Annotated in this window: 12 protein-coding genes; 10 read left to right on the top strand and 2 right to left on the bottom strand. The window is 67.7% G+C overall.

Annotated features, from left to right (window positions below):
• Positions 1-28: 28 nt before the first annotated feature.
• The 9 genes from hutU to WS78_RS06085 all read left to right on the top strand — a co-directional run bounded on the left by hutU (position 29) and on the right by WS78_RS06085 (position 10,682).
• Positions 29-1,717, top strand: coding sequence for a urocanate hydratase (gene hutU, locus WS78_RS06040; protein ID WP_059584145.1), 1,689 nt, complete (start codon positions 29-31; stop codon positions 1,715-1,717).
• Complete coding sequence (locus WS78_RS06045) at positions 1,717-2,349, top strand: HutD/Ves family protein (protein WP_059584142.1); 633 nt, start codon at positions 1,717-1,719, stop codon at positions 2,347-2,349. The genes hutU and WS78_RS06045 overlap by 1 nt, the downstream gene beginning before the upstream one ends.
• A 4-nt stretch (positions 2,350-2,353) precedes the next feature.
• Positions 2,354-3,577 carry an imidazolonepropionase gene (gene hutI / locus WS78_RS06050; RefSeq protein ID WP_059584140.1) on the top strand — a complete coding sequence of 408 codons (1,224 nt, stop codon included), beginning with the start codon at positions 2,354-2,356 and terminating at the stop codon, positions 3,575-3,577.
• A gap of 12 nt (positions 3,578-3,589) precedes the next feature.
• Complete coding sequence (locus WS78_RS06055; RefSeq protein WP_082717402.1) at positions 3,590-4,972, top strand: formimidoylglutamate deiminase; 1,383 nt, start codon at positions 3,590-3,592, stop codon at positions 4,970-4,972.
• 275 nt (positions 4,973-5,247) lie between these two features.
• On the top strand, positions 5,248-6,051 hold the full coding sequence (hutG, locus tag WS78_RS06060) for an N-formylglutamate deformylase (protein ID WP_038750658.1): 804 nt from the start codon (positions 5,248-5,250) through the stop codon (positions 6,049-6,051).
• A 507-nt stretch (positions 6,052-6,558) separates the two neighbouring features.
• Positions 6,559-6,762 (top strand): hypothetical protein, encoded by a 204-nt coding sequence (locus WS78_RS36970; RefSeq protein WP_038750655.1) that lies wholly within the window; start codon positions 6,559-6,561, stop codon positions 6,760-6,762.
• 302 nt (positions 6,763-7,064) lie between these two features.
• Positions 7,065-7,859 carry a gamma-glutamyl-gamma-aminobutyrate hydrolase family protein gene (locus tag WS78_RS06075; protein WP_059584135.1) on the top strand — a complete coding sequence of 265 codons (795 nt, stop codon included), beginning with the start codon at positions 7,065-7,067 and terminating at the stop codon, positions 7,857-7,859.
• A gap of 32 nt (positions 7,860-7,891) precedes the next feature.
• Positions 7,892-9,226, top strand: coding sequence for a glutamine synthetase family protein (locus WS78_RS06080; RefSeq protein ID WP_059584194.1), 1,335 nt, complete (start codon positions 7,892-7,894; stop codon positions 9,224-9,226).
• A 34-nt stretch (positions 9,227-9,260) separates the two neighbouring features.
• Positions 9,261-10,682, top strand: a complete 1,422-nt coding sequence (locus WS78_RS06085; protein WP_085701507.1) for an aspartate aminotransferase family protein — start codon at positions 9,261-9,263, stop codon at positions 10,680-10,682.
• A 108-nt stretch (positions 10,683-10,790) separates the two neighbouring features.
• Here WS78_RS06085 and WS78_RS37485 read toward each other — a convergent pair whose 3' ends face one another.
• Entirely contained in the window at positions 10,791-11,321 is a 531-nt protein-coding gene (locus tag WS78_RS37485) for a hypothetical protein (protein ID WP_226377212.1), read from the bottom strand.
• A complete protein-coding gene (locus WS78_RS06095) occupies positions 11,318-12,475 on the bottom strand; it encodes a hypothetical protein (RefSeq protein WP_059583862.1) in 1,158 nt (385 codons plus the stop codon). The genes WS78_RS37485 and WS78_RS06095 overlap by 4 nt, the downstream gene beginning before the upstream one ends.
• A 363-nt stretch (positions 12,476-12,838) precedes the next feature.
• On the opposite strand from WS78_RS06095, the gene WS78_RS06100 reads away from it, so the two are divergent.
• Positions 12,839-14,767 carry a type VI secretion system Vgr family protein gene (locus WS78_RS06100; protein ID WP_059583864.1) on the top strand — a complete coding sequence of 643 codons (1,929 nt, stop codon included), beginning with the start codon at positions 12,839-12,841 and terminating at the stop codon, positions 14,765-14,767.
• Positions 14,768-14,804: the final 37 nt, after the last annotated feature.

The following is a 14,804-nucleotide window of genomic DNA, read 5'->3' on the forward strand; positions in this document are numbered from 1 at the left end:
CTCACTTTCCTTTCCGGGAGCAGTCGTCATGAACCACCCGAAACACATCGATCCGCGTCTCGATCCGACCCGCGTGATCCGTGCGCCGCGCGGCAGCGAGAAGGTCTGCAAGAACTGGCTCGCCGAAGCCGCGTACCGGATGATCCAGAACAACCTCGATCCGGAGGTCGCCGAGCATCCGCACGCGCTCGTCGTGTACGGCGGCATCGGCCGCGCGGCGCGCAACTGGGATTGCTACGATCAGATCCTCGCGTCGCTTGCGGACCTGAACGACGACGAGACGCTGCTCGTGCAGTCGGGCAAGCCGGTCGGCGTGTTCCGCACGCACGAGAACGCGCCGCGCGTGCTGATCGCGAATTCGAACCTCGTGCCGCACTGGGCGACGTGGGATCACTTCAACGAGCTCGACCGCAAGGGCCTGATGATGTACGGCCAGATGACGGCGGGCAGCTGGATCTACATCGGCAGCCAGGGCATCGTGCAGGGCACGTACGAGACGTTCTTCGCGGTCGCGAACCAGCACTTCAACGGCGATCCCAAGGGCCGCTGGGTCCTGACGGGCGGCCTGGGCGGCATGGGCGGCGCGCAGCCGCTCGCCGCGACGATGGCGGGCTTCTCGATGATCGCGGTCGAATGCGATGAATCGCGAATCGACTTTCGCCTGAAGACGCGCTACGTCGACAAGAAGGCGAAGACGCTCGACGAAGCGCTCGCGATGATCGACGAGGCGAAGCGCGCGGGCAAGCCGGTATCGGTGGGCCTGCTCGGCAACGCGGCCGACGTGTTCTCGGAGATGGTCGCGCGCGGCATCACGCCGGACTGCGTGACCGACCAGACGAGCGCGCACGATCCGATCAACGGCTATCTGCCGCAGGGCTGGAGCGTCGAGCAGTGGCGCGAAGCGCAGAAGGTCGATCCGCAGAGCATCGTGCGCGCGGCGAAGCAGTCGATGGCCGTGCAGGTGCGCGCGATGCTCGCGCTGCAGGAGCGCGGCGCGGCGACGCTCGACTACGGCAACAACATCCGCCAGATGGCGCTGGAGATGGGCGTCGAGAACGCGTTCGATTTCCCGGGCTTCGTGCCCGCGTACATCCGGCCGCTCTTCTGCGAAGGCAAGGGGCCGTTCCGCTGGGTCGCGCTGTCGGGCGATCCCGAGGACATCTACAAGACCGATGCGAAGGTCAAGGAACTCATTCCCGACGATCCGCACCTGCACAACTGGCTCGACATGGCGCGCGAGCGGATCGCGTTCCAGGGGCTGCCCGCGCGGATCTGCTGGGTCGGCGTGAAGGATCGCTACCGTCTCGGCCAGGCGTTCAACGAGATGGTGAGGACGGGCGAGCTGAAGGCGCCGATCGTGATCGGGCGCGACCACCTCGACACCGGCTCGGTCGCGAGCCCGAACCGCGAGACGGAAGCGATGAAGGACGGCTCGGACGCGGTCAGCGACTGGCCGCTGCTGAACGCGCTGCTGAACACGGCGGGCGGCGCGTCGTGGGTGTCGCTGCATCACGGCGGCGGCGTCGGCATGGGCTTCTCGCAGCATGCGGGCGTCGTGATCGTCGCCGACGGCACCGACGCCGCGCACGAGCGCCTCGGCCGCGTGCTGTTCAACGATCCGGCCACGGGCGTGATGCGCCATGCGGACGCCGGCTACGAGCTCGCGCAGCGCACCGCGACGGAAGCGGGCCTGAAGCTGCCGATGCTCGGCCGCTGATGCGGATGGTGTCGTCTACGATGCAAGCGACGCTGATACGTGCGGACTCGCTCGTCGCGTCGCCGTGGAAGAACGGCGGCGGCGTGACGCGCGAGATCGCCGCGCATCCGTCGGGCGAGCGCGCCGCGGGCGGCGCGTTCGATGCGTTCGCGTGGCGCGTGAGCGTCGCGGACGTCGCGCAGGCGGGGCCGTTCTCGCGCTTCGCCGGCGTCGACCGGACGCTCGTGCTGCTCGCGGGCGCGGGCATGACGCTCGTCGACGCCGACGGCGCGCGGCACGAGCTGCGCGCGCCGCTCGAGCGCGCCGCGTTCGCGGGGGAAGCCGAGCTCGCGGCCGAGCTGCACGATGGCCCGACGCGCGACTTCAACCTGATGACGCGGCGCGACGCCGCGCGCGGCAGCGTCGACGTCTGGCACGCCGGCGCGGCGCATGCGCTGCATGCGGACACCGTGCTGCTGTTCTGCGCGAGCGGCGCGAGCGTCGTCGATCTCGGCGACGGCGCGCCGATCGCGCTGCACCCGTTCGACACGCTGCGCATCGACGATCCCGCGAACGGCGAGCTGCGATGCGCGATTCGCGGCGGCGGCGCGTTGCTCGCGGTCGGCGTGACGCTTCTTCACGACAAGGCTTGAGCGGATGAAATCGATTCTCTGGCACAACTTGAAGCTGTGCGCGCACGGCGACCCGAACGACACGATCGCGGACGCCGCGATCGCGGTGAACGGCGACGGCACGGTCGCATGGATCGGGCGCGCGAGCGACGTGCCGGCCGGCTACGTGCACTGGCCGCGAGAGGACTTGCGCAGCGCGTGGGTGACGCCCGGCCTCGTCGATTGCCACACGCATCTCGTCTACGGCGGCCAGCGCGCGGACGAGTTCGCGCAGCGCCTCGCGGGCGCGAGCTACGAAGAGATCGCGCGGCGCGGCGGCGGGATCGTGTCGACGGTGCGCGCGACGCGCGAAGCGAGCGAGGCGACGCTCTTCGAGCAGGCGGCCGCGCGGCTGCGGCCGCTGCTCGCGGAAGGCGTCACCGCGATCGAGATCAAGTCCGGCTACGGGCTCGAGTTCGCGAGCGAGCGCCGAATGCTGCGCGTCGCGCGGCAGCTCGGCGAGCGCTTCCCGGTGAGCGTCTACACGACCTTCCTCGGCGCGCACGCGCTGCCGCCCGAGTACACCGGCCGCGCCGACGAATACATCGACGAGGTCTGCGAGCGGATGCTGCCCGAGCTCGCCGACGAGGGGCTCGTCGACGCGGTCGACGTGTTCTGCGAGCGGATCGGCTTCACGCTCGCGCAGAGCGAGCGGGTGTTCGAAGCGGCCGTGCGGCGCGGGCTGCCCGTCAAGATGCACGCGGAGCAACTGTCGAACGGCGGCGGCACCGCGCTCGCCGCACGCTATCGCGCGCTGTCCGCGGATCATCTCGAATATCTGGACGAGGCGGGCGTCGCGGCGATGCGCGCATCCGGCACGACCGCCGTGCTGCTGCCGGGCGCCTATTACTTCATTCGCGAGACGAAACTGCCGCCGATCGATCTGCTGCGCCGCCACGGCGTGCCGATCGCGCTCGCGACCGATCACAACCCGGGCACGTCGCCGCTCACGTCGCTGCTGCTCACGGTGAACATGGGCTGCACGCTCTTCAAGCTGACAGTGCAAGAGGCGCTGCTCGGCGTCACGCGCCACGCGGCGTCGGCGCTCGGCGCAGGCGATCTGCACGGCTCGCTCGCGCCCGGGCGGCAGGCGGATTTCGCGGTGTGGTCGGTGTCGACGCTCGCGGAGCTCGCGTACTGGTTCGGCCGGCCGTTGTGCGAGCGTGTCGTGAAGGGCGGGGTGACGGTGTTCGCGCGCGATGCGCGCTGACGGAAGACAGGCATGACGATGACCGATTCGATGTTGTTTGCCGAGCACGCATACCTGCCCGGCGGCTGGCAGCGCGACGTGCTGCTGCGCTGGGACGCGACGGGCGCGCTCGTCGACGTGAGCGCGAACGCGCCGGCGCCCGCGGGCGTCGCGCACGCGAACGGGCCGCTCTTGCCCGGCATGCCGAACCTGCATTCGCACGCGTTCCAGCGCGCGATGGCGGGGCTCACCGAATATCGCGCGAATCCGTCCGACACGTTCTGGAGCTGGCGCGACCTGATGTACCGCTTCGCGCTGAAGATCACGCCCGACGCGCTCGCTGCGGTCGCGCGCTGGCTCTATGTCGAGATGCTGAAGAGCGGCTATACGTCGGTGTGCGAGTTTCATTACGTTCACCATGCGCCGGACGGCGCGCGCTATCCGCGGCTCGCGGAGCTGGCGGCGCGCGTCGTCGGCGCGGCACGGGATGCGGGCATCGGCATCACGATGCTGCCCGTCGCGTACCAGTACAGCGGCTTCGGCGAACGCGCGCCGCGCGACGACCAGCGCCGCTTCATCAACACGCCCGATGCGCTTCTCGCGCTCCTCGATGCGCTGCGCGGCGAGCTGCCCGAGCACGGGGGGCTGCGCTACGGGATCGCGCCGCATTCGCTGCGCGCGGTATCGGAGGGTGGCCTGCGCGAATTGCTCGGCGCACTGCCGGCCGATGCGCCGGTGCACATCCACATCGCCGAGCAGACCGCGGAAGTCGACGATTGCGTGCGCGCATACGGCGCGCGGCCGGTGCAATGGCTGCTCGATCGCTTCGACGTAAACGCGCGCTGGTGCCTCGTCCATGCGACGCATCTCGACGCGGTGGAGACGCGTGCGCTCGCGCGCAGCGGCGCGATCGCGGGCCTGTGTCCGACGACCGAGGCCAACCTCGGCGACGGCATCTTTCCGGCGCTCGACTATCTCGCGGCGGGCGGCGCGATCGGCATCGGTTCGGACAGCCACGCGAGCGTCGACTGGCGCGCCGAGCTGCGGCTCTTCGAATACGGGCAGCGTCTCGTGCGGCGCGAGCGCAACGTGCTCGCCGATTCGGCGCATACTCACGTGGCTGACCGTCTGTTCGCGGCGTCGCTCGCGGGCGGCGCGCGCGCGGCCGGCCGGCCGGTCGGCGCGCTCGAGGCGGGCCGGCGCGCCGACTGGATCGTGCTCGATCCCACGCATCCGTCGATCGCCGAGCATGGCAGCGACACGTGGCTGTCGGGTGCGGTGTTCGCCGAGCACGGCGACACGCCGGTGCTCGACGTGTATGTCGGCGGCGAGCAGGTGGTGAGTGCGCGGCGTCATCGTGACGAGGCATCCGCGTACGCCGGGTATCGCGCGGCGCTCGCGCAACTGCTGCGCTGAAGCGCGACCGGCTTGCGCAAGCGACGGATGATACGAAGATGCGCCGGCGCGGCCGCCGCGCGATGCGGTCAGCATGCCTGCGGCATCCGGCATCCGGCATCCGGCATCCGGCATCCGGCGCGAGGGCGGGGTGCCGCGCGCGCCGCAATGAAAATCATGCAAGCCGAGCGCTTCGCGCGCGCAGCGGCGCAGCCGGCCGCCACGTGCGAGCCGCGCGGCGCGCGGCGGGGAGCGCGCCGCACGAAGCGCGGCATCATCAACGAGGTCGAACGATCATGAACACCGCATCGTATCCGCCGGTATTCACGCTGCATCGCGGCACGCTGCCGCTGCTCGTGTCGATACCGCACGCGGGCACCCGCATTCCCGACGAAATCGCCGAGACGATGACGCCCGTCGCGCGCCACGTCGACGATTGCGACTGGCATCTCGAGCGTCTGTACGATTTCGCGAAGACGCTCGGCGCGTCGGTGATCGTGCCGTTGCACGCGCGCTATGTCGTCGATCTGAACCGTCCGCCCGACGACGCGAATCTCTATCCGGGCCAGGATACGACGGGCCTCGTGCCCGTCGATACGTTCGACAAGTCGCCGCTCTACGCGGAAGGCGACGAGCCGACCGTCACCGAGATCGCACGCCGTCGCGAGCGCTACTGGAGGCCGTATCACGATGCGCTCGCAGGCGAGCTCGAGCGCCTGAAGGGCGCGCACGGCCGCGTGCTGCTGTGGGAAGCGCATTCGATCCGCTCGCAGGTGCCGCGCTTTTTCGAAGGCCGGCTGCCGGACTTCAACTTCGGCACGTCGAACGGCGCGAGCGCGGCGCCGGGTCTTGCCGACAAGCTGGCCGCGCTCGTCGACAAGCACGGCGGCTACACGTCGATCGCGAACGGGCGCTTCAAGGGCGGCTACATCACGCGTCACTACGGCGCGCCGGAGCACGGCGTGCAGGCGGTGCAGCTCGAGCTCGTGCAAGCGACCTACATGGACGAAACGCGGCCTTATTCGTACGACGAAGCAAAGGCGCGGCGGATCGTGCCGCTGCTCGAGGCGCTCGCGAGGGCCGCACTCGAGCATCGCTGACCTCGTTGTAGGGCAGCCTCCATTCGCGGCGCTTCGCGCTGGGCGATGCGCGGCGGATTGCGTCGCGCATTCGTTTGCGATGCGAAACGAATGCGGGTTTCGCTCGTGGTTCGCTCGTTCGCCGCGCGAAGCGAGCATGGGAGGCGGGAATCGTTCGGATACCGATCCGACTACGAGCCGACGCCGCGCAATGCGCGCGTCCATCGACGGTTATCGTCGAATATTTTAAGCAATGCATCCGCCGTGAATTAAGGGAAAACCCTAGATCCGTATTTTTGAAACGGAATTGACGGCATTTCCAGATACGATAAGCTGATTGTCAGCTAGCCGTCACATCGATCACGGTGGCGTTTTCCCGCGCCGCCGCCACTCGCGAACGGGCTGCAGCGACGTTCGCGACGATCGACCGGCTGGCCGGGCGGCGGCGCATGCCGAGTCGCATCGCCGCTTGCCGCGTTCAATACTTTAAACAGTCAGTCGAGTGTAATCGTGAGAGTCCAAGGCCCCTTGGTCAGGCGGGATCGAAGTCGGCGCGCGAGCCTTCCGCACGCCGTCGACGCCGCCGACGTTGGCTGCGGCAAGTATCTCGCTAGCCCAAGCCTGTCCATCTTCGCCACCGTGTCCCGGCGCTCCGTGCGCCGTCACAACGCGGTCGCCGCGCGCGCCTACACGGCGGTTCACGACGACGGCGTCGCATCGCTGTTGCCCTAGCGCCTCTTCTCGTCGCTCCTCGTCGCTCGCCGGTTCGTCGTCGCTGCGCATTGCCGTCGCGTTGCCGAGCCGCATGCGAACGGGCGGCGCGCGCATCGCATCGCGCGCGGGCCGCGCGTTGCGTGACCGCGCCGCGCGCGAATCCGTCGAGCCCACGCCACGCACGCCGCCGCGCATCGGGCGCGCGCGTACGTGCATGCATGCCGCTGTGCGCGGCGTCGTTTCCGTTTTTCTCGACGAACGCGATGCGTCGCGCGTGCTGCGCGCGCGTTCGTCGCGCCTGTCGAATCGGAGGAAGCGCGATGGATGAACATTTCGTCGCCGGGCGGCGGCCCGTCGTCGGCGTTTGCGCGGATCGCAAGACGGTCGGCCTGCATGTCGCGCATGTCGCCGGCGAGAAATACCTGAGCGCCGTCGTCGCCGGCGCGGACGCGCTCGCGATCGTGCTGCCCGCGCTCGGCGCGCGGCAGCGCGCGGACGAACTGCTCGCGCTCATCGACGGCTTGCTGCTGACGGGCAGCTATTCGAACGTCGAGCCCGAGCGCTACGGCGGCCCGGCGAGCGCGCCCGGCACGCTGCACGACGCGGCGCGCGACGCGACGACGCTGCCGCTCGTGCGCGCGGCGATCGACGCCGGCGTGCCGGTGCTCGCGATCTGCCGCGGCATGCAGGAGCTGAACGTCGCGTACGGCGGCACGCTGCATCAGGCCGTGCACGCGCAAAGCGGCCGCGCCGATCATCGCGAGAACCTGTCCGCTCCGGTCGACGTGCAATACGGCTCCGCGCATCCGGTCCGGCTCGAGCCGGGCGGATTGCTGCATCGGCTTGCGCACGGCGCGGAAAGCGTCGACGTCAACTCGCTGCACGCGCAGGGGATCGAGCGGCTCGGCGGCGGGCTGACCGTCGAAGCGCGCGCGCCCGACGGGCTCGTCGAGGCGATCGGCGTGCGCGACGCGCGCGCGTTCGCGCTCGGCGTGCAGTGGCATCCGGAATGGCGGTTCGACGGCAATCCGCTGTCGCGAGAAATCTTTGCGGCGTTCGGCGCGGCGTGCCGCGCCCGAATGCGCAGGACGGCCGAACGCGCGACGCGCGCGTGAAGGCCGTCGACGCTTATCGAAGAGAGGCTCACATGCAAGACATCGATGATTTTTTGAGGCAACACCGGATCACCGAAGTGGAAGCGATCATTCCCGACATGGCGGGGATCGCGCGCGGCAAGATCATCCCGCGCAACAAGTTCGAAACGGGCGAATCGATGCGGCTGCCGCAAGCGGTGATGGTGCAGACCGTCACCGGCGACTACCCGGAAGACGGCACGCTCACCGGCGTGACCGATCCCGACATGGTGTGCGTGCCCGACGCGTCGACGATCTGCCTGATTCCGTGGGCGGTCGATCCGACCGCGCAGGTGATTCACGATTGCGTGCATTTCGACGGCTCGCCCGTCGAGATCTCGCCGCGCTACGTGTTGCGGCGCGTGCTCGACCTGTATCGCGCGAAGGGATGGAAGCCCGTCGTCGCGCCGGAGCTCGAGTTCTATCTCGTCGACATGAACAAGGACCCGGATCTGCCGCTGCGTCCGCCCGTCGGACGCACGGGGCGCGCGGAGACGGGGCGGCAGTCGTATTCGATCGAAGCGGTCAACGAGTTCGATCCGCTCTTCGAGGACATCTACGAATACTGCGAGCTGCAGGGGCTCGACATCGACACGCTGATTCACGAAGTCGGCGCCGCGCAGATGGAGATCAACTTTCTGCACGGCGATGCGCTGTCGCTCGCCGACCAGGTGTTCCTGTTCAAGCGCACGGTGCGCGAAGCGGCGCTGCGCCACAACATGTACGCGACGTTCATGGCGAAGCCGATGGAGAACGAGCCGGGCTCGGCGATGCACATCCATCAGAGCGTCGTCGACCTCGAGACGGGCCGCAATCTCTTCATCGGCGCGGGCGGCGAAGTGATGCCGATGTTTCGCGCGTACCTTGCCGGGCTGCAGAAGTACACGCCCGCGCTGATGCCGATCTTCGCGCCGTACATCAACTCGTATCGCCGGCTGTCGCGCTTCATGGCCGCGCCGATCAACGTGCAGTGGGGCTACGACAACCGCACGGTCGGCTTCCGGATTCCGCATTCGGCGGCCGCCGCGCGACGGATCGAGAACCGGATTCCGGGCGTCGACTGCAACCCGTACCTCGCGATCGCGGGCACGCTCGCGGCGGGCTACCTCGGCGTCACGCAGGCGCTCGAGCCGACCGAGCCGCTCGCGAGCGACGGCTACAGCCTGCCGTACCAGTTGCCGCGCAATCTCGAGGAAGGGCTCACGCTGATGAGCGCGTGCGCGCCGCTTGCCGAGATGCTCGGCGAGAAGTTCGTGAAGGCCTATCTCGCGTTGAAGGAAACGGAGTACGAAGCATTTTTCCGCGTGATCAGCTCGTGGGAGCGCAAGCACCTGCTGCTGCACGTTTGAGCGTGCGTATGTACGACGCATTCAGGAGATCGAAGTGACGTATCGAACCGAAGACATCGCCCTCGTTCAGCCGCTGCGCGCGAGTGCGCAGCAGCGCAGCACCGCGCAGTACCGCGCGCTCGACGCGGCGCACCATATCCATCCGTTCTCGGACATGGGCTCGCTCAATCGCACGGGCAGCCGCGTGATCGTGAAGGCCGAGGGCGTGTATCTGTGGGATTCCGACGGCAACAAGATCATCGACGGGATGGCCGGGCTCTGGTGCGTGAACGTCGGCTACGGGCGCGAGGAGCTGATCGAGGCCGGCAGCCGGCAGCTGCGCGAACTGCCGTTCTACAACACGTTCTTCAAGACCACGCACCCGCCGATCATCGAGCTGTCCGCGCTGCTCGCCCAGATCGCGCCGCCGTCGTTCAACCGCTTCTTCTATTGCAACAGCGGCTCCGAGGGCAACGATACGGTGCTGCGCGTCGCGCATCAGTACTGGCGCACGCAGAACCGCCCGCAGAAGAAGTTCGTGATCTCGCGCAAGAACGGCTATCACGGTTCGACGATCGCGGGCGCGACGCTCGGCGGCATGGGCTACATGCACGAGCAGATGCCGTCGAAGGTCGAGCACATCGTGCACATCGATCAGCCTTATTACTTCGGCGAAGCGAGCGAAGGGCAAACGCCGGAGGCGTTCGGGCTCGAGCGCGCGCGGCAGCTCGAGGCGAAGATTCTCGAGCTCGGCGCGGACAACGTCGCGGCGTTCATCGGCGAGCCGTTCCAGGGCGCGGGCGGCGTGATCTTCCCGCCGTCGACGTACTGGCCCGAGATCGAGCGAATCTGCCGCAAGTACGACGTGCTGCTCGTCGCCGACGAGGTGATCGGCGGATTCGGGCGCACCGGCGAATGGTTCGCGCATCGGCACTTCGGCTTCGAGCCGGATCTGATGACGCTCGCGAAGGGGCTGACGAGCGGCTACGTGCCGATGGGCGCGGTCGCGCTGTCGGACCGGATCGCCGACGCGCTGATCGCGCACGGCGAGTTCAATCACGGGATGACGTACTCCGGGCATCCGGTCGCGGCGGCGGTGGCGGTGGCGAACCTGACATTGCTGCGCGACGCGAAGATCGTCGAGCGCGTGAAGACCGATACGGGCCCCTACTTCCAGAAACTGCTGCGCGAGACGTTTTCGCATCATCCGATCGTCGGCGAGATCTCGGGCGCGGGGCTCGTCGCGGGCCTGCAGCTCGCGCGCGAGCCGGGCGCGCGCAAGCGCTTCGAGAACGGCGGCGAGGTCGGCACGATCTGCCGCGACTACTGCTTCAACGGCAACCTGATCATGCGCGCGACGGGCGACCGGATGCTGCTGTCGCCGCCGCTCGTGGTCTCGAAGACTGAGATCGACGAGATCGTGGAGAAGGCGAAGCGGGCGATCGATGCGACCGCGAAGCAGCTGGGCATCGCGTGACACGGCGCGGGCGGCGCGCGGCCAAGCGCACCGTGCGCCGCGCGCCGCGCATCGCACGGAGAGACGCCGCGCTCCGGTCGTCGGGTAAGCGCCGGAATCGGCACGCGCTCAGCGGCCGCGCGCTTCACGGGCCGACGGCTCCCACTCGTGCGGCAGCGACTCGGGATCGAGCCAGCGCACGCGTCTTAGCGCGCGGAATATGACGACGTATAGCGGAATCTGCACGACGGCGAATGCGAAGATGACCCATGCAAGGCCCGCGTCGAGCGGGTGGGTGCCCATCGTGAGGAACGCGCCGAACGCGAGCACCGCGGCGAGCGCCGCCATGCCCGCATAGGATAGCCAACGAAACAGCCGCACGGCCCAGCGCTTCCCCTTGCCGAATCCGATGCCCACCGTCAGCATGATCGCCGCGGCCACGGCGATCTCCTCGAATCGGTAGTTTTCCGAAGCAAATCCCACCACGTCGCCGAGACAGTCGAAGAGTTCCATGAAGGTCGTGCCGACCGCGACGAAGAACGCCATGCCCGCGGGAATCGCCTGGGGCGGCGCGCCGGCGGGGCGATTTCCGGGGCGCGCCGCGGCGCCGGAGGCACGACGCGCGGCCGTCGCGTCAGCGGAATGATCGAAGTTCGTCAATGCGCGGCTCCCGGACGATGGCCGACGCCGACTTGAAATTGCAGGACGGGCGCGGGCGCGCCGGGTTGAGACGTCATCGGGCGATCGGGGACGAGGAGGCGAGCGGGGTGGTCAGGGTCTTGCCGAGGCTCGCCGCCGAGGCGCTGCTGAAGCCGGTCGATCCCGTGCGTGACGCTATCGGGCGGATCGATGCCGTACACGCTGGCTCCGTAGATGGATGCCATGTAGGCGGGCGCTTCGATCGTCCGCAACAGCAGCAGTTCGCGACGAGCCTGCATCAGTTTCCGTTGCGCTTCGCGCACGGCGTCGGCGAAGCGGCTCGCCTGTTCCTCCACCTGCCGGGCCTGCGCCTGAGCCGCGGCCCGATTGGGATTGTCGAGCGACGCGCTCTTGATCGCGTCGAGCGCGTTGCGTTGCGACGCGAGCCGCTTCGTCGCCTGGACGGCCTCTTCGGAAATTTCGCCGGCTTCCCGCGCGACGCGGGGCAGCGAAGCCAGCGTGCGCGGACCGCTCGCGACGAGGTCCGGCAGGATGAGGATCGGCCCCACGGTTTCGAGTACCTTGTAGTGCCACGCGTTGCCGAGTGGCTTCTTGCGAACCTCGTCGCCCGTCAGCTCGTACTTCAACATCCGGCTGTCTTCGAGCAGCAGCAATGCCGACGTCATGCCGGCCACGAGGCCCAGCACGGGCAGAAGCGTCACGCCGCCGGCAAGTATCGCGGCGAACGACACGGCGCCCGCCAGGATGCCGAACGTGTCGCCGACGACGGCTGCGCCGTCGAATGCGCTCTTGTGTTCCTCGATGAAGTCGCGGGCCTTCGAGATGCCTGGCCCGAGCAGCGCGGGGCCGGGCGCCGATCGCCTGGCCGCGGACACGCTCTGCGCCCACTGCATCGACAATTGATCGATGGTTTGAGGTGTCGCGGAGTTGGGCGGATCGGCCGGCATCAGCGGCGGGCGGGACACGGCGACCACCAAATCGAGCGCATTGCCGTTGGCGTCGGGCGTCGCCGATTTCAGGCGCGACGCGCCAATGCCGTCGAAAAACACGACGCCCGCCTTTGGGCCGAGCACCTTGCCGGCGAAGTTCGACAGATGGAATTCCGCTTCCGATCGATGGCAGTACGGCTCCCACAAGGCAGGTGCGTTCGGCATGGCAGTGGAATGGCAATGGATGGAACGGGTTTCAGGCCGATCACGTCGCGACGCTTGCCGGAAGGCATTCGGAAAATCGTCGATAAACCGTCAATATAATCGGCGGTCCGATTTAATGCGAGTCTGTCGAATGATGCGGCCGATCGATCTTCTTCACGAATACGCCGGAACCGATTCGATAATGTAAGTGTTACCGTCCGATTATGATTTTTTCGAGGTGTGCGAAATAATTTCCGAGTTTTGTCGAGGGCAATTAGGGCTGGCTTTAAAACCCGGAAAAAACGCAGTGACTTTCCAAGTTAATGCGTTATATTTTCGTCCTGCTATGTCGTCAAAAAGAACGAGGGCGCGCCGGGGGCAAACATGCAATTATCCGACCTTGCGGGTTTTCTGAACCTGCAGAATAGTCGCCTGCTGAGCATTCGGACACCGCTTTCCGGTCAGTCGGCGCTCGTCGTCAGCGATTTTCAATGCAGCGAAGGCTTGTCCGTTCTGTTCGACATGCGCATCGGCCTCGCGTCGCGCGATCCGACGATCGAGCTCAAGCAGATGATTGGGCAGCCGGTCACCGTATCGCTGAAGCTGGCGACCCCGTCGAGCGGCGGCTCGGAGCGCCATTTCCACGGTTATGTGACGCAGTTCAGCCATACCGGCGCGGACGGCGGCCTCGCGACGTATGCGGCCACCGTCCGGCCGTGGCTGTGGATGCTGTCGCGGCGCGTCGATTCGCGCATTTTCCAGGACAAGAGCGTTCGCGACATTCTCGACGGCGTGTTCTCGCAGTACGCGAAACTGGCGTCCTACGCGTTTCGTCTGTCCCGCGCGCTCAAGCCATATAGCTATTGCACGCAGTATCGCGAAACCGATCTGAACTTCGTGCTCCGCTTGATAGAGCAGGAAGGGCTCTTCTACTATTTCGAGCATGCGAACGACGGCCACAAGCTGATCGTCACCGACGATTCGACTCACGCCAAGCCGATCGACGGCGCGCTGGCGCTGCGATATTCGGCGGGCGAAGTCGTCGACGACGAAGCGATCGTGTCGCAGTTCGCCGCGCATCGACAACTGACGTCCAGCACCGTCAGCCTCAAGACGTTCGACTACAAGGTGCCGGGCGCGCGGCGCTACGTGTCGGGCGACACGAAGGCCGAGCAGGGCAGCGTCGAGCCGTACGAGGTGTACGACTACGTCGGGCTGCACGGCTTCGATTCGACGGACCGCGGCGAGGAGCTCGCGCGCTTCCGGCTCGAAGCGCTGGCGGCGGGCAGCAAGGCGTTCACCGGCGCGGGCAACTGCCGCACGCTCGCGCCCGGCCGCTATTTCGAGCTCACCGATCATTACGATCACGGCGGCGCGCGGCCCGAGGACCGGCAATTCCTGCTGACCGCGGTGCACCATCACGGCCTGAACAACTATCAGTCGAACGAAGGCGCCGCATCGTACACGGCGAGCTTCCAGTGCATCCGCAAGAAGATCCCTTTCCGTGCGTCGCTCGCGATGCCGCGCCCGGTCATCGCCGGCCCGCAGACGGCGATCGTGGTCGGCCCGAAGGGCGAGGAGATCTACACCGATTCGCTCGGGCGCGTGAAGGTGCAGTTCCATTGGGACCGGCTCGGGCAGCGCAATCAGGGCAGCTCGTGCTGGGTGCGCGTCGGCCAGCCGTGGGCGGGAGGCGGTTTCGGCGGCGTGACGATTCCGCGCATCGGCGACGAGGTGGTCGTGTCGTTCCTCGACGGCGATCCGGATCGGCCGATCATCATTTCGCGCGTCTACAACGCGCAGAACATGCCGCCCTGGAAGCTGCCGGAGAACGCGACGCAAAGCGGCATCCTGTCGCGCTCGATGAAAGGGCACGCGGGCACCGCGAACGCGATCCGCTTCGACGACAAGCAGGGCGAAGAGGAGCTGTGGCTGCAGGCCGAGCGCGACATGCGCACGGAGGTGGAGCACGACGAGCTGCGCAGCGTCGGGAACGATCATCGCTCGGCGGTGGGGCGCAATCACACGCTCAACGTGAAGCAGGATCACGTTTCGAATACCGGCAACAACCAGACTGTGGGCGTCGGCAGCGCGTTCGCGATGACCGTGGGCGCGCTGCCCGCGCAGGACGCCGCGCCGCCGCCCGCCGGGACCTACGTGCTCGACGTCACCGATCAGGTCGTCATCCGGTGCGGCAAGTCGAGCATCACGATGACGAAGGACGGCCTCATCAAGCTCGAGGGCGTGCAGATCGTCGAACATGCTTCGGATTACTTCCTGATGCAGGGCAAGAAGATCGATCTGAATCCTTGACGCGCTCGCCCGTCTGCCTGCGCGCGGTCCGCGCGCG

This window comes from Burkholderia savannae, assembly GCF_001524445.2.
Classification (GTDB): Bacteria; Pseudomonadota; Gammaproteobacteria; order Burkholderiales; family Burkholderiaceae; genus Burkholderia; species Burkholderia savannae.

Excerpts from the sequence above, each read along its gene's own strand:
- hutU (WP_059584145.1), top strand. The coding sequence starts at position 29 with ATGAACCACCCGAAACACATCGATCCGCGTCTCGATCCGACCCGCGTG.
- WS78_RS06045 (WP_059584142.1), top strand. The coding sequence starts at position 1,717 with ATGCGGATGGTGTCGTCTACGATGCAAGCGACGCTGATACGTGCGGAC.
- hutI (WP_059584140.1), top strand. The coding sequence starts at position 2,354 with ATGAAATCGATTCTCTGGCACAACTTGAAGCTGTGCGCGCACGGCGAC.
- WS78_RS06055 (WP_082717402.1), top strand. The coding sequence starts at position 3,590 with ATGACGATGACCGATTCGATGTTGTTTGCCGAGCACGCATACCTGCCC.
- hutG (WP_038750658.1), top strand. The coding sequence starts at position 5,248 with ATGAACACCGCATCGTATCCGCCGGTATTCACGCTGCATCGCGGCACG.
- WS78_RS06075 (WP_059584135.1), top strand. The coding sequence starts at position 7,065 with ATGGATGAACATTTCGTCGCCGGGCGGCGGCCCGTCGTCGGCGTTTGC.
- WS78_RS06080 (WP_059584194.1), top strand. The coding sequence starts at position 7,892 with ATGCAAGACATCGATGATTTTTTGAGGCAACACCGGATCACCGAAGTG.
- WS78_RS06095 (WP_059583862.1), bottom strand. The coding sequence starts at position 12,475 with ATGCCGAACGCACCTGCCTTGTGGGAGCCGTACTGCCATCGATCGGAA.
- WS78_RS06100 (WP_059583864.1), top strand. The coding sequence starts at position 12,839 with ATGCAATTATCCGACCTTGCGGGTTTTCTGAACCTGCAGAATAGTCGC.